Raw genomic sequence first — 22,374 nt, forward strand, 5'->3', positions numbered from 1 at the left:
ATTTATAAAATATTGTGATAAATAAAAGCTATAATTTTTGCTTACTTTCGGGAAATAACACCTCGCCGATCCCCGTCTTAATCTTCACTATCTCCTCAAGCGTATTCGACAGCTCGCCGGGCGGATAAGGTTTAGTTAAATATTTTTGAATTACATCGTTTAATTGGTTCTTATCCGATTGATCCAGAGCAGAAGAAATAACGATAGGTATATTTTCAGTTCTTGGATCTTCTTTAAGCATTCGGATCAAATCCCAGCCATCCAGCTCTTCACCCAACATCAAATCTACCACAATCGCCACAAATGGTGTTTTCAAGGCCTGATCAAAAGCTTGCTGTGGATGGTAATGATGGGTAACACGGAAGCCCTTCCCTTTAAGCTCTTCTGATAAAAGCAACGAAAGACTGTAATCATCTTCAACGATCATTACATTAGGCTTGAGCTCTTTATCGGTGCTCCATTTATTAAGCTCATCCTGTTGCCGGCTCGCTTCCGCATGGAGGATAGGGAGGCTAAACCAGACGGTAGTGCCCTCTCCTTCTACGGAATCTATACCGATATTTCCCTTTTGTTTCTCAATGATCTCCTTACAGATAGCAAGTCCGAGTCCTGTTCCTCCAATTCTTTTAGAGGCGCTATTATCCACTCTTCTGAATTTTTGGAATAGCTGTCCTATTTGATCCTTAGGAATGCCAAGACCATTATCCTGGATACGTACAATAATTCTATCCGACTCGTTATGCAGCAGTACTTTAACTTCATTGTTATCAGGCGAGAATTTAATCGCATTACTTAACAGATTCGTCAGAACTTGGACAATCTTATCCTTGTCCACATCAACATCCGCATTTAAAGCCTCATCCACTAGGAGCACATGATGGGTACTGCTCAGTTTATATTGATCAATTACACCTAATACAATTTCACTGAGATTCAAATGCTCCGTGATATATTGCTGCTTACCTGACTCCATTCTCTGCAAATCAAGAAAATCATTAATGAGCTCCGTCAGTCGTTTAGCTTCTTTATGAATCGTCTCCAGATATTTAAGCTGCTTCTCAGGCTTCATGGTCTTAGATAATAACAGTTCTGTGAAACCAAGTACACTCGATAGCGGTGTTCTTAGCTCATGACTTACCGTACTGACAAGATCAGATTTCATAAGATCCAGCTCATATTCTCTAGTGATATCTCTGTAGACAAACAATGTACCAATACGCAGTTCGCGACGGAATACAGGGATCGCATACACATCAATATGCTTCATCGATTCAGTTCCAATGGAGTATTGCATGCTGCTGGATTCCAGAGCATCCTCAGCAATCGCTTTTTCAAAAAACATCCGAAGTTCATGATTCTCATTCGAGTGCTCAATGAAATAATCCATCCATTTCTGACGGGGAATCAAAGCTCCTTCTGTCCACTCATAATTAAAAATGTTGCTCAACGCTTTATTCATCTGCAGGAGCATACCTTCTGTATTCACAAATTGTATGCCCTCGTTCACATTATTTACGATGTCCCGATTCAGCTTTCGGCCATGTTCAATCTCTTCATACATGAATAAACGTTCAATCGCCAGCGCTACGCGGTTCATCATCCCTTGAACCTCATTAATCTCTTCTTTGCTGAAGGAATAACCAATCCGGCTGCCACAGAACACTGCAAGAATCTCATCCTCTGCGTTCACAACAGTAGTGTAGAAGTCGTAAACATAGACCTCACTCGCAGAAATCCCTTGCTCTGATTGTGTGGCCAGGCGCTTGATTAGGTACGTTTTTTCCGCTTGCAAGCGATATAACATCTCATTATTCTCATGATCAAGATAACGCTCCACATTCTCCTGCGGAATGCCTTTCACAGCCGCGATATTATCTTTCACAAGCAGGAAGAAACTCGAATCAAAGGCATACAGGCGATGCATAAACTCAATAAACTTATCGGCAAATTCATGTTTATCCAAAGTATAAGTAATATCATGATTGAGCTGATTATTAAGTTCAAGCATCATCTTGGTCTGTTCTGTGTTTTTTAACGTTTCGGCTAGCTCCTGCTGTACGCTTTTCATTGAGGTGATATCGTTCGCAATAAGGATGTATTGATAAATCACACCCTCTTCATTCAGGTACGGCACAATCGTCAGATGCAGCCAGATGGGCAATCCGTCTTTGGCTAGAATCTGCAGCTCATTGTTCCACACTCCGCCTGTATTTAATTTGTTAAAGATTTTCTGATAACCCTCATCAGAGAGATTATAAAGTTCAAATAACTTATAGGTGTAACCGATAATCTCAGACTTTTTATAGCGGGTATATCCACTTAAATTATCATTCGCGTAGGTAAAGACACCTTTAGCAGTAAGAATTCCGACGGCAGACGATTGATCCAAGGCTTTCATCATACTCTCAATTTCACTAAGCGAGCGCTGCAGCCTATATTGCTGATCCTGAAGTTCATCCTGCTGCGCATGCAGCTCTTCATTCTGCATCATCAATTCTTCTTCTTTATCTTGAATACTTCTAGCCATATTTAGAAAAGCATCATAAAGTCGGCCAATTTCATCTTGATTCTTAAGCTTGCCCAGAAGAATTTCTTCTCCTGCAGCCAGGGAATGGGTTGCCCCTTCCAGCTTCAGAATAGGATCTATTAGGTTCTTCAGAATCCGCCAGATCATAAAGGTGAAGATTAGCAGAATAATCGTGCTGAAAAAGAATGCGATAAAGGTAAACTCATTGGCACGTTTGATGTAATCCATAGCCATAGTATTTAATGAGGCATCGGATCGTTGCTTGTACTCTTTTGTATACATTAAAAAATCATTTACTGATTTCGTGTTGCCATCTGCGGATAGAGCTCTCAAAGACACATAATCGTCTGCCTCGACAAACCGAATCGCTTCCGGCAAAACTTTAGTTTTGTACTGAACATAAAAGGCTTTCAAACCATCTCTAAACAAGGCTTCTTCCGGAGATAAATTGAGATTAGAATAGGTTTCCAGAATCTTATCAAAGTTAACAAGTCCTAAGTTTAAGAGCTCTAATTCATTGTTACTCTTAAGTGCGCTGAATCCCCTCGCTCGGAAAAAAACCTCATTTAACGCAGTCGCCAATTCGTTAATCGTGTCCGCCTTATTTTGCAGAACTTCACGGTCTCTACTTAATTTGTTCTGCTCATTGTTTATGAAAAACAAAAATACAGATCCCATAAGAATGATTAACGAAAAAACCAAGGCAATGATACGAAAATATCTATTTTTAATACTGTGATTAGAGCTGCTTCCCTTTGTCACTTAGGATCCCCTCCACAATCTGCAAGAGTTCCATCGGACTAAAAGGTTTTGGCATAAAATAACGTACGCCTGCATCTACCGCTCGAAGACGATCTACATCTTGGGCTTTGGCTGTTAACATTAAAATAGCTGTAGCCTTCTTTTTCTCATCATCCAGTTGGCCTAGGACTTCAATCCCTGTCATTTCAGGCATCATATAATCCAATATCACCAAATCATAATGATCCTGTGACAATTTTGAAAGCGCCTCTAATCCGTTCTCGGCAGTGTGGATCTCCACGTCTTCCAAATCTTCTAAGGTGTCTACGATTAACATTCGTAATACTTCTTCATCATCCACTACCATTACCTTTTGCATAGCTGCCTAGTTCCCTCCGCTTTAGATCTCTCCTGGTGCTCACAACATATTCAGAACCCAATTAGAACAAAAATCTATGAGCCAACCGCTCTATCCTCGACAATAACTCAGGCATATGGACCGGTTTGACTACGTAATCATCGGCACCCATCTGCAGGGCATGTACAATATCCGCCTGATTGTTTCTTCCCGTCAACATGATCACTAATATATTTACTTCCGGATACGTTTTGCGGATTCTTTCCAGAACTTCTACTCCATCCAGATCAGGCATCACACCATCCAGCAAAATAATATACTTCTCATCCACGGCATACCAATCCGATTGCAGGAAATCAAGCCCATTCGCATAGCTGCTAACCTTCACCTCAGCAATATTCTCCGGCTCCCAAATGGCGAACTGACTGGTCACAATTCTCCGAATTAGCGTATCGTCATCCACAACAATCACATTCAGAACCGAATGCTTTTTAGTAGTGGATAAATGGTCCGAATAAAGCGTTGTCTGATTCCTTCCAGCATGCTTACTGGCATAAAGAGCCTGATCTGCTTCCTCAATCAATTTATCGGCTATATTCTCGGCATCTGTTACCTCAGAAATCCCGCTAGAGATAGTCACATGAAAGATTTCATTTTTCGCAAAAAAATCAGTCGCCGCAAACCGCTCTTGAATACGTTGTATAACCAACATTGCAGATTCCGCATCCGTGTGAGGTAAGAACACTGCAAACTCTTCTCCCCCATAACGGCAAAAGGTATCCTCCAGACGGATGGAATTCTTCACAAGCTCGGAAAAGCCCTGCAGCACTTCGTCTCCGATTAGGTGACCATATGTATCATTAACGTTTTTAAAATAATCCAAATCAATCAGCGCTAACGAAAATACGCGGTTGGTCCGCTTAAAATCACCAATCAGCTGCTTCATGACTTGATTGAAGTGTTTGCGATTAAATGCGCCGGTCAAATCATCGACGATGATGGACTCCTGCCATTCTCTTTTGAGCTGAAAGCGATTTTTGATCAATACCAGAAATAAATCAATATCTACAGGCTTCGGTAAAAAATCCATCACCCCCAGCGAATACGCCTGCATTTGCGTCGCTTTGGAGTACTCCCCGCTTATAATAATAATGGGAATTCGTTCTTTTTTAGCCTTGCCGATAATTTGGTTCAACACCTCAATCCCGCTTTTATCCGGTAAAAGAATATCCAGCAGAATGAGATCTGGTTTCGTTTCATAAAAGATTTTAAGTCCCCGTTCAGCAGATAAGGCAATGCTTACATAGTAATTCTGCCTCTCCAACGACTCTTTCAGATAAGCAACTAACTCTACATCATCGTCGATAAGAAGAATATCATTCTGCGTGAGCGTCTCAGCAGGTCCCTTTTTATCCAATGCTTTGACAGAGCTTGAAGCTGCCAATGAATGGACATTAAACAATGGAATCAGTGGATATAAATAATCCCCCCATTCCTCGACTGACCAACTCTTAAGACTGCTTTCCATGAAATAGGGCAGCGTATCCTCGGCAAATTGTTCGACATCCGGTAATCCGACAGTTCCAGCAGTGCCTTTTAAATTATGCAAAAAACGATAAATGTCCTTTTCCTTCACTTCCGCCTGTTCCGTCCATTCCTGGAGGGTCATCTTCGTTCTTTGCTCAACCATGTCTTTATATTTTTGTGTAGTCATATTTACTCCTTCAGACTATCATATCAAACTCTCAGTTCATCACATTTTTTATAGGCTGTCAAATGAATTTTCTATAATTTTAGCTGCCAAAATAAATATTTAATCAAACTGACAAAAAACCTTTGGTTGAAGCTTGTTTCATCATTTGCAATAATAGTTGGAATGGTTCATTCCGTATACACGGTGAAATCAACAAATACAAAGGGAGGCTGTATTCATGAAGGGGATTATTACTGTATTAGGAAAAGATAAAGTAGGGATTATCGCAAAAGTATGTACATATCTAGCCGAACACAATTTGAACATTCTGGATATTTCGCAAACGATTGTTCAAGATTATTTTAACATGATGATGATTGTAGACATTTCTAGCTCAACTAAAGCTTTTGAGAATATTGTAGAGGAATTACATTTGCTTGGCGAATCGATTGGCGTGGAAATCAAGCTTCAGCATGAGGATATTTTTAATATTATGCACCGAATCTAGGAGGATGGCTGACCATGATATCACTAGTGGAAGTACAAGAAACGAATAAGATGATTCGTGAAATGAATCTGGATGTGCGTACCATAACGATGGGGATCAGCCTCATGGATTGTGCCCACACGGATATGCGCACCTTTAATCAAAATGTATATGACAAAATCACCAGATCCGCTGAAAAGCTCGTAAAGACGGGTGAAGATCTGGAAAGACAATTTGGGGTTCCTATCGTTAACAAACGGATTTCTGTCACACCCATCGCTATTGCCGCTGGTGCGGTGAAGACAGATACCTATGTACCTGTTGCTGAAATCCTGGACAAGGCTGCAAAAGAGGTAGGCGTTAACTTTATCGGCGGCTTCTCTGCACTTGTACAAAAAGGCTGCACCAAAGGCGATCGTATTCTGATCGACAGTATTCCAGAAGCATTGGCAGTCACTGAAAGAGTCTGCTCCTCGGTCAATGTCGGTTCCTCCAGAAGTGGAATCAACATGGATGCTGTGAAATTAATGGGTGATATCATTATCCAAACTGCGGAACGCACCAAGGATCGGGATTCCATCGGCTGCGCCAAGCTGGTAGTCTTCTGTAATGCCGTTGAGGACAACCCTTTTATGGCCGGAGCATTTCACGGGGTTGGAGAGCGGGAATGTGTCATCAACGTTGGCGTCAGCGGTCCTGGTGTCATCAAACGTGCGCTTGAAGAGGTTCGAGGACAGGATTTTGAAACCTTATGTGAAACCATTAAACGGACAGCCTTCAAAGTCACACGTGTCGGTCAGCTAGTTGCTCAAGAGGCTTCCAAACGGATGAATGTTCCTTTTGGGATTATCGATCTATCCTTAGCTCCTACTCCAGAAATCGGAGATTCCATTGCCGAAATCTTTCAAGTCATGGGTCTGGAGGAAGCTGGGGCTCCGGGAACAACCGCTGCTCTGGCGATCCTAAATGACAATGTTAAAAAAGGTGGCGTAATGGCCTCCTCCTATGTAGGTGGACTTAGTGGAGCCTTTATTCCAGTCAGTGAAGATCACGGCATGATTCAAGCGGTTCAGCGGGGTGCCCTTACACTAGAGAAGCTGGAAGCTATGACCTGTGTGTGTTCCGTGGGACTGGATATGATCGCTATCCCCGGAAGCACCACCAAGGAGACCATTTCCGGCATCATCGCGGATGAAGCTGCAATCGGCATGGTGAATAACAAAACCACTGCGGTTCGCGTGATTCCAGTAATCGGCAAGGACGTTGGTGAAATGGTCGAATTTGGCGGCCTGCTCGGATATGCACCAGTTATGGCAGTGAATGGCTTCAACTGCGCGAATTTCGTTAATCGTGGCGGACGAATCCCTGCACCAATTCATAGCTTTAAGAATTAATAGAAACCTCTAACAGCAAGTCCCTATTTGTACTTAGGAGACTTGCTGTTTTTTTATATTTTAAAGCTGAGAATATTAGTTTATCTTGATTAAGCCCGTTGAATGCCGATATTAGGCGTTCCGCCAGTCAAATCGATAAATAATACATAATCATTTCCATCTGTGCCCTTCAGCACGAGACCCGTCTGACCTACAGCACCTACAGAAAAGTATCGAACCTGTTGCAGGCTGGTAGGAGCGCCTGGTGGCAATGTTGCTTGGTTCGTAGCGATCAACCGGGTTGCAGCTCTGATGGTGCCTGCCCCGCTAATTTCACCGGTAACCCCCAGATGACCGAGTATGGATTCACTGCCGTTCACATTTAGGCTTCCCATTATAGTCTGACTACCATTCAAATGCAGATTCGAATCGATAGTCTCATTTCCATTAACGTGCAGATCATTTTGAATGGTCTGACTTCCTGTAACTAGAACGCTATCGAAGGTTGGCAAGGCGATCATCCCTTTCAGGTTTTATAGTACATCTTATGTTAAACAAGCCAGCCCTGTCATAGATAGATATACAGCTTTCACTAAATCCGCTTTTTATCTTCGAGACTCTGATTAATGGTCTTATACCTAAAGTCAAAATAACCCCCTACACATATAATGATTAGCAAGACTCGGTGCTAGAGCGGACGACTGGCTCCACAGAACACAGGAGGAATTATGAAGAAGACAGCTAATAGGCTCACTCCTGAAAGGCCTTCAAGTCACGAAGTCACCATCAGCCAAGTTAATCCATCGCAACACCATAACCTCATCCTAGAGATGAACTCTTATAGAGCAGAGCCTTTGCAACGGGAACTCAAACAATTAAGAATATTGCTGCTGGTTCCTACAGAGGCAAGCGGTAAAATGCCTAATGTACGACTTTTTAAAGATCAACTAAGGCATCTGGTCAAAGAAGTACTTGCTATTAAATTCCAGCATAATCTGGAGGAATATTTAGCCCATTTTCAACCTGATCTAATATTAGCTCTAGGATCGGAGACCCTATTTCCGGAGGAGAACCTCCCTGCTCTGAAAGCTTCCAATGTTCCCAAAGCGGTATGGATGGCAGATGCCGCTTGTCTTACTCCAACAGAACGTAATCTGGCATTGTTATTCGATTATATTTTCACACAGAACATAGCTAATCTGATCTATTACCAGGGTTTATGGGGCAAACACTCCAGCTATCTCCCATATGCTGCGGATACGGATCTCTATTATCCAAGACGTGTGGAGGACTGTTATCAGAGTGATGTACTCATTCTTGGCGATTTTCAAATCGATAGTGTGCTTTACACATTGGCATATTCAGACCTACTTCAAGGCCTTAAGGTAATGATCGCCGGGCGTGGTTGGGAACCCCCCAGAAATTTCATTGATATCACCCATAGTGAAGATATGTCCAGCTATTATAATGGAGCAAAAATCGTCATCAATTGCACTGGTTCTGTGCAGCAGATTATGGAGGTCACCGCTTGCGGTGTATTTCAGTTAGTGGAGGATCATCCCCATCTTCATAATTACCGAATTGCAGAAGAAGATCTCATTCGTTTCCAGAACTTCAAAGAGCTCTCCGATAGCTTTAAGCACTATTTTTCACATAGTGAAGAAAGAAGAATTTCTGCCTCTCGTGCCCTAAAGGAACTTAAATATAACCATTCTTATATCCAGCAAGGAAAGTTACTGCTGAGAAAAATATTCAAGGAACCATAGGGGGTGACCTGACTTGAAATGCATTGCTTTTGTATTGCCTCAGTTTCATCAGATCTCTGAGAACGATTCCTGGTGGGGTGAGGGTTTTACAGAATGGACAAATGTCAGGAAGGCTGCAGCCCTTTATCCTGAACATGATCAGCCCAAGAAGCCATTAAATAATTACTACTATGATTTAACGGATCCTAAAGTGAAACAATGGCAGGCAGAGACGGCAAGGGCTCATGGCATTTACGGTTTTTGTTATTATCACTATTGGTTTAATGGCAGGCGGCTGCTGGAACAACCGGTTCAGCAGATTCTTGCGAGCAAAGAGCCTGACTTCCCCTTTTGCCTTTCTTGGGCTAACGAACCCTGGACACGTAGCTGGGATGGTACCGAAGAGGATGTCCTGATGCCACAGGAATACGGAGAACAACGGGATTGGCGAATGCACTTTTTTGCTTTGCTGGAAGCCTTCAAAGATGATCGTTATATCCGGGTGGAGGATAAGCCTGTCTTTATCATTTATCGGTCTGCTAGTATCCCGCACTGTGAAGAAATGCTTCAATATTGGCGCGAATTGGCTCTGCAGAACGGACTTAAAGGACTTCATCTGGTCCGGACACTGGGCGGTTTCCCTCTAAAGAAAGAGCAAGGATTCGATGCCAGTCTGGAATTTGAGCCGCATTACACATTCGCACATGGCGGGGTTAAGCATTTATGGAGCTCAAAGCAGGTGGAGGATCAGAGGCATATCGTAATTGATTATGATGAGTTATGGGAATCTATGTTGGAGCGGACACCCCATAGAGACGGAGAAATCATATATCCGGGAGCCTTTGTCAACTGGGATAACACACCACGTAAAGGCCCTGCCGGACAAAGCACCTTAGGCGCTAATCCTCAAAAATTCGGCCAATACCTTTCACGACAAATTGAGCGCGCCAAAAAAATGTTCAAAAGTGAATATATTTATATCAACGCCTGGAATGAATGGGCTGAAGGGGCCTACCTAGAACCGGATGTACGTTATCAATATCAATACTTGCAAGCCGTTAAGGAAGCCTTACAGTTTCATCACAAAGAAGATCCTTCTTAGCCGTAGCGCCAGAAGGATCTTTTTCATGGTATGTTATCTTTCCGATGACTGCACTCTGGCGCTTCTTGCACTCACCAATCTCCAGCCAGTTAATAAAGCAGCCACTAGACATATCGATGCCGAGGTTACAAACACTACATGCATGCCCTCGATAAATAACTCTGGCCGACCAGGAACTAACCCTGTCACCCTATAGCCGGCTTTACTGCTCATCACTTGAAAAAGAATTGTAGTAGCAATTGTTATGCCGACAACCATACCCACATTACGAACTAACGAATTGACACTACCCGCAGAACCAAGCTGTGTTCTTGGTACCTTAGACATGACAAGCGAATTGTTCGGCGATTGAAATAAACCACTTCCTATCCCCAGCATAGCGATCCACACACCTACCAGCACAACAGAGCTTCCTACATGAAGCTGTGCTAATCCGAACTGCGCAATAACCATGACCACCAGCCCTGCAAAAGTCAAAAATTCCGAGCCTATTTTATCCGATAGCGCTCCACTCATTGGAGCCACGACTACCATACATATCGGCAACAGCATTAACAAAAAGCCTGCATAGAATGGCGATAAATTAAGCATGTTCTGTGCATAAAACGGCGCGATAATATTGAAGCAGAAATTCGCTGTAAATACGAGAAAACCACATAAGATACTTAAAGAAAACAACGGATTCTTAAATAATGACAGCTGCAACAGCGGTTCTTTTCTGCGAAGCTCCATCCATATGAAAGCAACGAAGCTGACTACAGCAACAATTATTGATGTAACAATTAAGCTGTTACCATATCCAAGCTGTTGACCTAGTAATAATCCTGCGAACAAAGTAATGATAAAGACAGCGAACAGTAAACTGCCCGGCACATCAATCGAAGATTTCACTCTCGTTAAATCCTTAGGCAATACCTTCCATCCAAAAAATATAGCGATCAGGCCAATAGGGACGTTTACCCAAAAGATATACTCCCAGCCTAAGGTGGAAACCATAATCCCGCCTAGACTTGGACCGGCTATACTTCCCAGAGACACGAATGTACCAATGAAACCAAGGGCTTTACCACGCTCCGTGGCAGGAAAGATATCCGTAACAATTCCCTGACTGTTCGCCATGGTCATCGAAGCACCTAAGGCTTGAATTACGCGCGAAGCAATTAAGGCTGGTAAGCTTACACTAAGCCCACACAGCATAGATCCAATAACAAATACAATCGTGCCAATCTTAAAAATTCGAATCTTTCCTACGATATCTCCAAGCTTGCCGAAGAAAAGGATCGCCGCACAGATCGCCATTAAATATCCTGTTGTTACCCATTCGATTTGCGCCATGGGCAGCTTCAGTTGTTTGGATAGCTCAGGCAGAGCAATATTGACAATACTACCATCAAGGGTGGACATGAACGTAAAAATATTCAGAACAATTAAGATCATCCAGCGCTTCTTCTGAATTTCTTTATCCTCCTGATAGGTTGCACTTACAGAACTCATAACTAACACCTCATTAAATATTAATAATCACTGTTTAGTTGCGCACGCAACCAAACTCGCCATACCCAGTGTACAACAATTTAGTTGCGTGCGCAACGACTTTATTGTACACTTTATTTCAAGGCAACAAATGAACGAACATATAACCCAAAGAGGTGTCTATATTGGCAAGAGAGCCTATCGGGAAGCTAATTTCCCATCTTCACCGTCAAAATCAAAAGAAACTGGTTAAGCAATTTGTCCCCTATGGAATCGGTAGTGGTGGACAGCATAGCTTTCTTAAATTGATTCTCTCTCGGCCAGGCATTACTCAGGATCAGTTAACTGCCGAATTGAAGTTCGATAAAGCAACTACAGCACGTTCTGTGAAGCAATTAGAGAACTCGGGATATATCGAGCGCAAAGACGATCCTAATGATCGACGCTCTCACCTTCTATATCCTACCCCGAAAGCCATCGATTTCTTCCCAGTTTTACAGTCCATCTTAGATGAATTTAATAAAAGCCTTGTGGGCCATTTAACCGATGAAGAAGTAGAGCAACTACATTTCCTGCTGCAAAAAATCAGCAAAAACGAAGAATAGAACATAAGAAAAAGGATGTCCCACAGCCATTAGGCTGTTGAGGCATCCCACGTTTACTTTTGCTTTACGAGCTCAGTAACTTCTTCCGTAATCTCTTCTCCGCCCATACTCTTCCATTTAGCTACAAACGCATCAAAATCACTAAGCGGTGAATCACCCACAATGATATTTAAGAACGTCTCATTCTCCAGATTCTGCAGTTCCGGCCATTTAGTCTTCATAAGCCGGGTGTTCCCATAAAAGACCCCACGCACTCCCTCTATAGCAGTTGAGGTTAACACAGCTACTCCGTATTTATACGCATTTGCTGCTTTCCAGCCTTCAAGATCTTTTTTGGGCTGCTCTGTTTCCGCTACCCATTGATCATAAATGAGCCGGGTATCAGAATTTAATGTATCCGGGTCTATCTTTCCGTGCAAAGCCTGCTGGATATCAGCATAATGTTTCTCAATCGCATCCCTATAATCTATCAGAAGATCGAACGGATAATATGCACGCAGCTGAATGCCTGTCTGCGCAGAGAAATCACCCAGCTTTTTTACCTCCTCTTGATTAGGATCCTGTCTTCTTTCGAGTCTTGTAAACACGTTTAATTGCTTGATTACAGCCTCAGGGTGTTCAAACCCTTTACGCACAACAAGATATCGATCTGTTACCGGCGCTAAATGAGCGACAAACTTACCGGAATCGTCAACTGGAGCTGCATATGCTCTCCATTCTGCCTTCGTATCCAAAGCCACTGCCTCTGATAAAGGATAATAAGGCATCCACCAAGGACCAAAAAACATCCCGGATTTACCTGTAATAATAGGCTCCTGAGTTTCCTTATATAGTGCAAAGTCCGGATCCAGCAACCCGCGTTTATACCAATCAGCAAGTTTAGCAAGCGCTTGTTTGGTCTCTGGTGTAATGGAGCCATACACGATATTGCCGTTGTTATCCTTAATCCAATTCGTGGGGAAAGCGTGAAATGCACTAAACACAGCATCCAGACCATTAACTAATGGTTTAGTTCCATATACGATATTTTTGTAGCCGCTTAGACCGACGGTATCTCTTTTTCCATTTCCATCAGGGTCTTTTTCAATAAAAGCTTTGGCAATTTTCTCGATGTCTTCAAAAGTTTGAGGAGGCCGCAGCTCCAGCTTCTCCAGCCAATCCTGACGTACCCAGAGCAGCACGGGAGAGTCAGCATCAATAGCTACATTTGGTAATCCATATAGTTTACCATCGCGGGAAGCGTCCTCTAATGCCTCACCCTTTGTAGAATTGTACATATCCTTGATAAGTTCAGATCCATATATTTTATAAGTCTCTGTCAAATCTTCAATCATATCATTATCAATTAATTTCTTCAGTTGATCCCGATCCACAACCATGGCATCAGGCAAATCGTTGCTATCAATGGCAAGCTGTACCTTTTGCGTAAAAGCATCCTCACCCTTCGCTTCCCAGGAGTGAACCACTTTGATATTCGTAATGCTCTCTAAATAACGGGTGATTGGATTGTTATCGTTGCTGTCACCTGTATTAAGCCGCGAGTCGGGAACCTTAAACCCTACTCGGATCACAATCGGATCCTCATATTTGCTATAAGCGATAGAAGTAGCTTCATCCCCTGCCTGAGGGCTTGCAACCGAATCTACAATACCATTATTGTCACGACATGATGTCATTCCAATGACCATAAACACTAGGAGGATAGATTTCCAAAATTTCATATTTGGTTTTTCCCCTCCGCACGGAATTCACTTGGTAATTTACCAATACGTTCTCTGAACAATCTGCTGAAATAACGATCATCCTCAAAACCGGACCGCGAAGCAATCTCACAGACGGGAAGTGTAGTCTCCAGCAGCAGTGATTTGGCAAGCTCCAGCCGCATTCCCCGTAAACATTCACCAAATGTCTCTCCGGCAAAACGAGCGAAACATTGGCTGAAATAACCACGGCTCATATTAATGACGGCTGCTACGTCGCTCTGATTGATTTTGTCACCTGCATGGCTCTGCATATAACGAACTGCACGAATAAGACAGGACATAACCTCTTTAGTTAATCCAAGTTCCAGCATTCTTCGTCCCACATGATCAGAAAATCGCCGCAGCCAGTTCTTCCAATGGCACCAGTTCAGATTATGGGAGATGTCCCTTTCCAGTTGAGCAGCATCTTCAGGCTTTAAAAGTAAAGAGCTCCAGCTTTGTATTAGAGAGTGTGCAAACGCCAGAAACTGATCAGAACGGGGTTTCTGCTGAATTATGTTTGCTACAAATTTCTCCCACTCATTTCCATCAATTGTCCACTTCAAATTCTGTGCTTGCTCCAGCAGATTATCCGCCTCTTGTTTTGAGTAGGGAGCCGCTGGTTCCTTCTTTATGTCTTCATATTTCAATGAGGTCAAATCCTCAGGTTCAGGATGATAAAATAGAATACGGCGTAATTTCGCAGTGAGCTGTTCCTCTAATTCCTGTAACGGTTGATCTCTCAATCCACTGATTAGCGCGGTCTGCCATCGTCCGGATAGCTGGATCTTAAGCTCACGTTTGCTCTCATCTATTGAGAAACGATGTAATAAGGGCGACATCCACATCTCATGAAAAGTAATGAGCGGATTATTTTTCACGCTGGACAGCTGAAACAATTCTTCTTCATTGCATTGATGATTTAGTGGCAAATACAGCAGAGCCTTATCAGCAGCCATACGTTTACTTTCCCCACGAACCAGAGCATCCCGTGTATTGTCCTCCCATTTAATACGATCGACAAGACGTCTGATGGTTTCATCCGCATTTTCCATCTCAAGCAGTGTTTTTACAATATAGTCAACGGCTCCTAAACGCATAGCCTCCTGAACATAGTCAAATTCATGATGACAAGTAAGGACAACACAGCGAATGCCTGCGAACCGTTGTCTAACCATTTTAATAAGCTCGAAGCCTGAAATGCCTGGCATGGTCAAATCCACAAATAATAAATCTACTTCCTGCTGTTGAAGCAGCTCCAAAGCAGATTTACCATCACCTGCCTCCCCAACTATAACAATCCCTAAGGATGACCAGTCAATCAGGGAAATGAAGCCTTTTCGCACGAGTCTCTCGTCATCGACAACTACAGCCTTAATCATCGAAGTCCTCCTTACCTTTCCTCGGAATCACAATGGATACAACCGTACCTTCTCCTGGCTTACTGAACATCTCTAGCTTCATTTGTTCTCCATAATAGGTTCTAAGCATCCGGTTCACATATGAAAAACCAATTCCAAGTCCCCGTTTTTTCGCTCCATCATCAGACAACAGCTGATCTAATGTATCTGCATCCATCCCAGCGCCGTTATCTTTTACACATAACTGAACTTCTCCTTCACCATGTTTCGTTATCTCAACATCTACCTTGCCATTATCGCTTAATCCATGATAAATCGAGTTTTCAACCAGAGGCTGAAGCAAAAATCTCGGGACAGCCACAGACAATACATCCTCATCAGCTTCAACGTTAAATTCAAATTCATAATCATAACGAATACGCTGCAGCTCCATATAATTTCGAATCGCTTCAATTTCCTCGCCAATGGTAACAATGATGCTTTGCTTTCCCAGATTATAATGCAGCACCTTTACAAGAAGAGTGACCAGCTTGTCGATCTCCTTCTGGCCGTTTAGCCGGGCCATCCACTGTACCGTATTTAAGGTATTATGCAAAAAATGAGGATTGATCTGGCTGAGCAACTTCTCAATCTCAAATTGGCTTTTCTGTTTCTCATTATGGGCAACCGCAACAATCAGCTCATTCACCTGTTTTTTCATCTGCTGAAAGTTGGTAAGCACGAAATCAAATTCTTCCACATTCGTATAGGCTACCGGAGCGGTAACATTTTCCGCCATTCGGTTGATTTCAAGGTTGACCTTACGCAACGGACCATAAATTTTCCTCCAGATGATCCAAGCCAGAAACCCGGCAAAAAGAAGGGTGGAGAAGGCAAGTAAGATCATTTTATAAAACCAAGAATAAATTTCACTGTTGAATTCTGATTTTTTCACAACGGCAATAAGCTTCCAGCCCTGAGGACTCGCGTAACGAAACAGATGATATCCACTTAGCGTTTCATGGGTGAGATTGGAGTTGCTTCCCGCAGCTTTAATAATACTTAGCGGAAGTTTGCCATCGATCACTTTTGTACTATTACCTTGCTGATTGACCAGCAGATGATTTACTTTCATCCCGTAGGACTCCTGATTGAAGATTTTGCGAAACAAACTATAATTCGTCTCCAAATAAATATAAAGCTTATGCTGGCCCGGCACACGGACAATCCGCTGCTCCGAGAATACGAGATTATCACCAACAGCGTACATAGTGGGATGTGGTCCATAATAGTCAGCCCCGTTATATCGCATAAAAGACGGCAATGTACTGATATCAAAATTTCTGCGTGCGCTCATGTTGGTGAACAGAACGGGATCATCGCTGTCCGGCATAATGTAGGCTGTAAGTCCAATATAAGGGTTCGTAAAATTGACTAGATTGATCTTCTGGTTGATGGAATTCATCATTTGCGATTTGCGAAAAATTTGTTTTTCCTGAATAAATGAGGACATCTCCTGCACAATCTGACCGTCCAGAGCAAACTGTTTGGAGGCAAAATCCATATTGTCGATGGCATTCTCCAGGCTTGAGGCTTCCTGTCTCAGACTAGCGCTGATCCCGTTGCCAATTTTACCTGAAAGGATGGAGTAAATAGAGGTGTAGGTTACGAATCCTACTAAGAGAAGCGGAAGTAGTGTTCCGATTACTAGATAGATAAATAAGGTATTACGTAAGGATTTGACAGCTGGAGTATGACTCCGCAGGGGTACTCTTACCATCTGGATTATCCTCTTCTTTCTATCTGAAAGCGTTTTATATTAATGTGAGAATACCACATTTATCCTTAATTGAATAGAATAAGGCAGAACAGCCTCCACGCCGCCCCGCCTTATTTTATAGTTACTAGCCGTGTTTATTTAACGCTTTTACGGGCCTCGAACAATTCCTCAGCCTTTTTAATCGAGAAATCCATAACTTCAGAATACCCAAGACCATTTACCTTATCATGCATTTCTTTATTCAACTTATCGTATTCCGCTTGATCTTTAGCAAAGACCATTTTCCAGGAAATCTGTTGAATAACCGTACCGATTTGTTTATTCTTTTGTTCCACTGTTTTATCCATGGTTAATGGTTCTTTGCCAGTGAAGCCTTGTGGTGCTACAGCCAATAGATTGTTTTTCTCAAAATACTCCTTAGGAGTCAGAACACCCATTTTCGCTCTCCAGTCACTATCAAGCTTGGAAGGGTTACGCTCTAGGGTTGTTGTCCACAGATTATGATCGAATGGCTCACTATTCTCTGGATTCACCATCGCCGGAACCACAAACGAGAAGTTCATTTGATTGGAGCCATAGTAGTAGTCACCCCCGCCGTATTCAGCAGGAACTTGAGTATTCTGTTGATCAGTATAAGCTTTCCAACCAAAATCAGTCACTGCAGGTTTGCCGTTTGCATCAATATCCCAAGTCAGACCTTGAGGTCCGTTAGGTACTGCTGTACCACTTCCTGCAGAAATCATTGCACCTTCCGGTGTGTACATCCAGTTAATGAATTCCATAATTCTAGCAGGCTCCTTAGCTTTTGCGCCGATTGCAATAATACCGTTACCACCGTAAACATTGAACCCTGTGGAATACATCAATTCATCTTTGAACGGAACCAGCGCAAAACCTTTACCTTCGGCTGTTCTTTCTGGTGTATTGTAGTTAGCAGCTCCAAGCCATGGGAACCAAGAGAACAATAGACGACCATCTTTGTATTTCGCTACAACATCGTCAAATTTTTGCGTCATAGAGTCCGGATCAACCAGACCCATCTGGTTAGCTTCAAAATACAGTTTGAGCGATTTCATGTACCAGCTATCTTCGGATAAGAAGTCATAATACTTTTCTTCATCTGCCTTAACATACACAGCAGTATCAGGAATTTCGTCATAGCCCATCATGTTAGCGAACTGTTTAGCCAATGTCATTTTATAGTTGCCATCCCAATCAGACCACATCGAGAAAGCATAGGTTTTTTTGCCTTGTTCATTCTTAGGCTCGAGCTCTTGCATTTTTTTCAGCACAGGCAGATAATCTTCAATCTTTGTAATTTCTGGCGCTCCAATTTGTTGGTAAAGATCAAAGCGCAGGTCTGGACCCCAAGTCATATCTTTTCCTTCAGAGGGTCCGGATGGATTAGAAGCTACGCTGTTCCCCATACCAAAGACTGATGATCCACCGCCAAAAGCTACCTTAGCTTTTTCAATAGCTTTTGGAAAAGTGCTAGAAATGTCTTTTCCGTATTTGTCCAAAAGACCGTCCTGTGTCCAGTCCAAGAGCAGCTTTCCTTTGATGGCATTTGGATAGTGGTTCTTGTCGTCACCGAAAATGATGATATCTCCAAGATCTCCGGAAGCCATCATTGCAGAAATTTTGGTATCTCCACCAGTCAGGTTTGAAGCTACAATCTCCATTTCGATGTTGAACTTATCCTTGATAATTTTTGCAAACCATCCGGTTTGTGGACCGGCATAGTTAGCGGTTGTTGAGAATACAGTCAGCTTCAGCGGCTTGGAATGATCAAGCGCTCCGTCATCCGGTGCTGCTGTCTCTTCCGCCGGGGCATTCGTGGCAGCCGACGTAGGTTTCTCTGTGCTCGTGTTTTTGCCCGAGTTAGCCGTATTATTCCCCCCGCCACATGCTGCAAGAACGAAGACCAGGATTACGGATAGCATGACAAGCGATGCTCTTCTTATTCTCATTGCTTTATACCCTCCCTTTCATCTCTTCACTTATAGTTCAACTCTGCTTATAGCAGAGGAAAACCCAGTTCTAGTCCAGAGCGGCTACCCATCAGCCTTTAACCGCACCGATCATAATTCCTTTGACGAAAAAGCGTTGGAAGAACGGATACACGATCAAAATCGGCAATACGACGATCATCGTTACAGTCATCCGCACAGAGGTTGGAGTCTGCATATTCGCTGCACTAGCGGCCATATCTGGCGAATTACGAATTAAGGCTGCAAGCGAGCTGGATTCGTTCAAATAACGCCATAATAAGAACTGGAGCGTAAAGTATTTCGTATCTGTCATCAGAAACGCCGTATCAATAAAGGCATTCCACTGATTCACCGCTGAGAAAATCGTAATCGTAGCCAAGATAGGTGTTGTAAGAGGAACAATGATACTCCAGAACACCCGGAAGTAACCTGCTCCATCCATTGACGCCGACTCCTCAAGTGAGGGTGGAATTGCCTCGACGAAGGTTTTGACCAAAATGATATTAAAAGGAGTAATAATGGTTGGCAAAATATAAGCCAGATAATTATTAGTCAGATGCAAGTTATGCATGGTGATATACCATGGGATCAGCCCTGCGCTGAAATACATCGTAACTACAACACTGCGGTACCAAATACTCCGGCCCCACATTTCCTTTTTGGTGAACAAGTACCCAAGAAATGCCGAAGATCCAACGGTGAGCAAAGTACCAACAACTGTTCTATAAATAGAGACTGTAGCCGCATGACCTAAACCACTGATTCTTAGAACCTTACTATAGTTATCAAAATGGATCTGCCTTGGATAAAATTTGATATACCCTGCTGCGCTAAGATCATTCGAACTGATCGTATTAATGAACAAATAGTAGAATGGATAAATGCATGACAGGGTGAACAATCCAAAGAGTGTGTAGATAATAATTTGAAAGATTAATTCTCCAGAAGTTAGTTTTTTCTTTCTCAAATGGGATCACCCCTGCCTTAAATGATAGATTCGTCACGCACCATCTTGGATAATGTGTTTGCCGCGAACAGTAGAATTACACTGACAACCGACTTCAGCATACTGACAGCTGTGGCAAACGGAAAGTTGTTAGCGAACGCAATATTGTATACATAAAGATCCAGCACTTCTATGGAATCTTTATTCATCGCATTTTGAAAGGCAAAGTACTGCTCCATCCCGTTATTGACCAGGTTACCTATGGAGAGCAGCAGTAGGACAAAGAAGGTTGGGATAAGACCCGGAATGGTAATATGCCAGATTTTACGGAACCGGCTTGCACCATCCACCTCTACGGCTTCATACAACTCCTGATCAATGCCTGCGATTGCAGCAAGATAGAGAATGGCACCCCAGCCTAACGATTTCCACCAATACCAAATGATCATCGTGACCCAAATATTTGAGCTGGAGGCTAAAAAGTTATAACCCTCATCAACGATTCCAAGCTGCACTAAAATGTGTGTGATGACCCCGTTATCAACGGAAAACAACGAGAAGGCCAATGCATATACCAGAATCCAGCTGATAAAGTTCGGAATCGTGGTTAGCGTCTGCACCATCTTGCGATACCAGCCTGACTTAATCTCGGTCAGAAAAATCGCAAAGATCACTGGAAATATTGAGGTAATTAGTCCTAGTGAACTCATGGCAAGAGTGTTCTTCAGCACGCGCACAACCTCTGCGGTCTGTGTTGGATTGGATACAATCGTCTTGAACCATTTCAACCCGACATATGGCGTGTCAGACAACGGTATTCCGGGAATGAAATCATAAAATGCATAAATCCATCCGCTGATCGGCAGATAATAGAAAATAAAGGTGACAACAAGAAACGGAAAAGCCATGAAGAACAACTTATGTTTGTTCTTCATCTTCCAGCGGGATCGATGAACCGGATCGACGCTGGGAAGTAATTCACCAGAAGGTACCCCCATGTCGGAATCTCCTATACCCAGATTTTGATTACGTTTTCATAGTATCAGAACCTTTACGTATGACGAGATAGAACACAGAACGGCCTCACTGGAGAACCGTCTGATGCTTGTGAACCAAATTCGCATATATTTCGACCATTTTCTACCTAATCGCTGTGGGTCTAGTGATGGAGAGCCTACATGCCTTTTGGCTTATAAAAAGCGGCAGGATGACGGAAATTCCCGTCATCCTGCCGCTGAAAGAGATGGTTTCCTAAGGAGCGCTTGGGAGCTATGGGCAACTAGACTCTCCTCGTTCACTACATCAACTATGGTGCGCTATGTCCTCTTCGTCCGCTATGGTTTTTCACACTTCATAGTTTTGGCATCGGACCCAGATGCACTTATTTCCGGAATTCAGCGCTTTTCCTCGTGCTATCGGACTCAGGTGCAGCTATTCACTCAAATATAGTCCAAATAAGAGCATATGCATGCCGATAAGAGCTATACAGTCCGAAACTACGGCTAAGTAGCTCAAAAATCAGCAATAGCGACTCTACGGTCCGCAACACTCCATCCATCATACTTGGGCACCCTACTATCACGTATCCATCACATTTGCTCACGCTGTCGGACTCAGTTGCACTTATTTCCGGAATTCAACACATTTTCTCGTGCTATCGGACTCAGGTGCAGCTATTCACTCAAATATAGTCCAAATACGAGCATTTGCATGCCAATAAGAGCTATACAGTCCGAAACTACGGCAAAGTAACTCAAAAATCACCAATAGCGACTCTACGGTCCGCAACACACTTCATGCAGCGAAATCAGGCACTCTTCTCTCGAGAATTCATCGCATTCCCTCATACTGTCTGACTCATTCTTGGATTCATCGCATTTGCTCATGCTGTCGGACCCATTCTTGGATCCATCACATTTGCTCACGCTATCGGACCCAGATGCACTTATTTCCGGAATTCATCGCTTTTCCTCGTGCTATCGGACTCAGGGGCAGCTATTCACTCAAATATAGTCCAAATATGAGCAAATTCATGCCGATAAGAGCTATACAGTCCGTAATTATGGCAAAGCAGCTCAACAATCAGCAATAGCGACTATACGGTCCCCAACACACTTCATGCAGCGAAATCAGGCACGCTTCTATCGAGAATACATCGCATTCCCTCATACTGTCTGACTCATTCTTGGATTCATCACATTCCCTCATGCTGTCGGACCCAGGTGCACTTATTTCCGCGTTTCAACACATTTTCTCGTGCTATCGGACTCAGGTGCAGCTATCCACACAAATATAGTCCAAATATGAGCAAATTCATGCCGATAAGAGCTATACAGTCCGAAACTACGGCAAAGTAGCTCAAAAATCAGCAATAGCGACTATACGGTCCGCAACACTCCACCCATCATTCTTAGGCACACTTCTATCGAGAATACATCGCATTTCCTCATACTGTCGGACCCAGGTGCGCT

At 43.0% G+C, this 22,374-nt stretch carries 16 protein-coding genes; 5 read left to right on the plus strand and 11 right to left on the minus strand.

Going from position 1 to position 22,374, the window contains the following annotated elements:
- Positions 1 to 28 precede the first annotated feature (28 nt).
- The 3 genes from NST40_RS20910 to NST40_RS20920 all read right to left on the minus strand — a co-directional run bounded on the left by NST40_RS20910 (position 29) and on the right by NST40_RS20920 (position 5,340).
- Positions 29 to 3,289: an ATP-binding protein gene (locus NST40_RS20910; protein ID WP_342409980.1), complete on the minus strand. Its 3,261-nt coding sequence runs from the start codon at positions 3,287 to 3,289 to the stop codon at positions 29 to 31.
- Positions 3,267 to 3,647, minus strand: coding sequence for a response regulator (locus NST40_RS20915; RefSeq protein ID WP_076219813.1), 381 nt, complete (start codon positions 3,645 to 3,647; stop codon positions 3,267 to 3,269). The genes NST40_RS20910 and NST40_RS20915 overlap by 23 nt, the downstream gene beginning before the upstream one ends.
- A 61-nt stretch (positions 3,648 to 3,708) precedes the next feature.
- Positions 3,709 to 5,340 (minus strand): diguanylate cyclase, encoded by a 1,632-nt coding sequence (locus tag NST40_RS20920; protein WP_076130764.1) that lies wholly within the window; start codon positions 5,338 to 5,340, stop codon positions 3,709 to 3,711.
- Positions 5,341 to 5,557: 217 nt separating this feature from the next.
- Between NST40_RS20920 and NST40_RS20925 the strand changes: the two genes are divergently transcribed.
- Both NST40_RS20925 and NST40_RS20930 read left to right on the plus strand, forming a co-directional pair.
- Positions 5,558 to 5,827 (plus strand): ACT domain-containing protein, encoded by a 270-nt coding sequence (locus tag NST40_RS20925; RefSeq protein WP_036685776.1) that lies wholly within the window; start codon positions 5,558 to 5,560, stop codon positions 5,825 to 5,827.
- 17 nt (positions 5,828 to 5,844) lie between these two features.
- Positions 5,845 to 7,200, plus strand: a complete 1,356-nt coding sequence (locus NST40_RS20930) for a PFL family protein (protein WP_248548616.1) — start codon at positions 5,845 to 5,847, stop codon at positions 7,198 to 7,200.
- A gap of 89 nt (positions 7,201 to 7,289) precedes the next feature.
- Here the strand turns inward: NST40_RS20930 and NST40_RS20935 are convergent, their stop codons facing one another.
- Complete coding sequence (locus NST40_RS20935) at positions 7,290 to 7,700, minus strand: hypothetical protein (RefSeq protein ID WP_248548519.1); 411 nt, start codon at positions 7,698 to 7,700, stop codon at positions 7,290 to 7,292.
- A 207-nt stretch (positions 7,701 to 7,907) separates the two neighbouring features.
- Here NST40_RS20935 and NST40_RS20940 point away from each other — a divergent pair, with 207 nt between their 5' ends.
- Together NST40_RS20940 and NST40_RS20945 are read left to right on the plus strand one after the other, a co-directional pair.
- A complete protein-coding gene (locus tag NST40_RS20940; RefSeq protein WP_076276067.1) occupies positions 7,908 to 8,945 on the plus strand; it encodes a glycosyltransferase in 1,038 nt (345 codons plus the stop codon).
- A gap of 13 nt (positions 8,946 to 8,958) precedes the next feature.
- Positions 8,959 to 10,026, plus strand: a complete 1,068-nt coding sequence (locus NST40_RS20945; protein ID WP_076276066.1) for a glycoside hydrolase family 99-like domain-containing protein — start codon at positions 8,959 to 8,961, stop codon at positions 10,024 to 10,026.
- A gap of 33 nt (positions 10,027 to 10,059) precedes the next feature.
- Here NST40_RS20945 and NST40_RS20950 read toward each other — a convergent pair whose 3' ends face one another.
- A complete protein-coding gene (locus NST40_RS20950) occupies positions 10,060 to 11,520 on the minus strand; it encodes an MFS transporter (protein WP_076278765.1) in 1,461 nt (486 codons plus the stop codon).
- Between the two features lie 164 nt (positions 11,521 to 11,684).
- Here NST40_RS20950 and NST40_RS20955 point away from each other — a divergent pair, with 164 nt between their 5' ends.
- Positions 11,685 to 12,104 carry a MarR family winged helix-turn-helix transcriptional regulator gene (locus NST40_RS20955; RefSeq protein ID WP_076130769.1) on the plus strand — a complete coding sequence of 140 codons (420 nt, stop codon included), beginning with the start codon at positions 11,685 to 11,687 and terminating at the stop codon, positions 12,102 to 12,104.
- A 53-nt stretch (positions 12,105 to 12,157) separates the two neighbouring features.
- Here NST40_RS20955 and NST40_RS20960 read toward each other — a convergent pair whose 3' ends face one another.
- The 6 genes from NST40_RS20960 to NST40_RS20985 form a co-directional block, all read right to left on the minus strand.
- Positions 12,158 to 13,825 carry an extracellular solute-binding protein gene (locus NST40_RS20960; RefSeq protein WP_076276064.1) on the minus strand — a complete coding sequence of 556 codons (1,668 nt, stop codon included), beginning with the start codon at positions 13,823 to 13,825 and terminating at the stop codon, positions 12,158 to 12,160.
- Positions 13,822 to 15,228, minus strand: a complete 1,407-nt coding sequence (locus NST40_RS20965; RefSeq protein WP_076219822.1) for a response regulator — start codon at positions 15,226 to 15,228, stop codon at positions 13,822 to 13,824. The genes NST40_RS20960 and NST40_RS20965 overlap by 4 nt, the downstream gene beginning before the upstream one ends.
- Positions 15,221 to 16,966: a sensor histidine kinase gene (locus NST40_RS20970; protein WP_076276063.1), complete on the minus strand. Its 1,746-nt coding sequence runs from the start codon at positions 16,964 to 16,966 to the stop codon at positions 15,221 to 15,223. Before NST40_RS20970 ends, NST40_RS20965 begins: the two co-directional genes overlap by 8 nt.
- A gap of 134 nt (positions 16,967 to 17,100) precedes the next feature.
- Complete coding sequence (locus tag NST40_RS20975) at positions 17,101 to 18,936, minus strand: extracellular solute-binding protein (RefSeq protein ID WP_076219824.1); 1,836 nt, start codon at positions 18,934 to 18,936, stop codon at positions 17,101 to 17,103.
- A 91-nt stretch (positions 18,937 to 19,027) separates the two neighbouring features.
- On the minus strand, positions 19,028 to 19,924 hold the full coding sequence (locus NST40_RS20980) for a carbohydrate ABC transporter permease (protein ID WP_036685756.1): 897 nt from the start codon (positions 19,922 to 19,924) through the stop codon (positions 19,028 to 19,030).
- Positions 19,925 to 19,941: 17 nt separating this feature from the next.
- Positions 19,942 to 20,901, minus strand: a complete 960-nt coding sequence (locus NST40_RS20985) for an ABC transporter permease subunit (protein ID WP_076130774.1) — start codon at positions 20,899 to 20,901, stop codon at positions 19,942 to 19,944.
- Between the last annotated feature and the right edge of the window lie 1,473 nt (positions 20,902 to 22,374).

It is taken from the genome of Paenibacillus sp. FSL R10-2778, from assembly GCF_038593035.1.
Taxonomy (GTDB): domain Bacteria; phylum Bacillota; class Bacilli; order Paenibacillales; family Paenibacillaceae; genus Paenibacillus_AQ; species Paenibacillus_AQ odorifer.

What these genes read in the sequence shown, in the direction of transcription:
- NST40_RS20940 (WP_076276067.1), top strand. Translation starts at nt 7,908, where the DNA reads ATGAAGAAGACAGCTAATAGGCTCACTCCTGAAAGGCCTTCAAGTCAC.
- NST40_RS20985 (WP_076130774.1), bottom strand. Translation starts at nt 20,901, where the DNA reads ATGGGGGTACCTTCTGGTGAATTACTTCCCAGCGTCGATCCGGTTCAT.
- NST40_RS20915 (WP_076219813.1), bottom strand. Translation starts at nt 3,647, where the DNA reads ATGCAAAAGGTAATGGTAGTGGATGATGAAGAAGTATTACGAATGTTA.
- NST40_RS20970 (WP_076276063.1), bottom strand. Translation starts at nt 16,966, where the DNA reads ATGGTAAGAGTACCCCTGCGGAGTCATACTCCAGCTGTCAAATCCTTA.
- NST40_RS20960 (WP_076276064.1), bottom strand. Translation starts at nt 13,825, where the DNA reads ATGAAATTTTGGAAATCTATCCTCCTAGTGTTTATGGTCATTGGAATG.
- NST40_RS20920 (WP_076130764.1), bottom strand. Translation starts at nt 5,340, where the DNA reads ATGACTACACAAAAATATAAAGACATGGTTGAGCAAAGAACGAAGATG.
- NST40_RS20925 (WP_036685776.1), top strand. Translation starts at nt 5,558, where the DNA reads ATGAAGGGGATTATTACTGTATTAGGAAAAGATAAAGTAGGGATTATC.
- NST40_RS20975 (WP_076219824.1), bottom strand. Translation starts at nt 18,936, where the DNA reads ATGAGAATAAGAAGAGCATCGCTTGTCATGCTATCCGTAATCCTGGTC.
- NST40_RS20965 (WP_076219822.1), bottom strand. Translation starts at nt 15,228, where the DNA reads ATGATTAAGGCTGTAGTTGTCGATGACGAGAGACTCGTGCGAAAAGGC.
- NST40_RS20935 (WP_248548519.1), bottom strand. Translation starts at nt 7,700, where the DNA reads ATGATCGCCTTGCCAACCTTCGATAGCGTTCTAGTTACAGGAAGTCAG.
- NST40_RS20950 (WP_076278765.1), bottom strand. Translation starts at nt 11,520, where the DNA reads ATGAGTTCTGTAAGTGCAACCTATCAGGAGGATAAAGAAATTCAGAAG.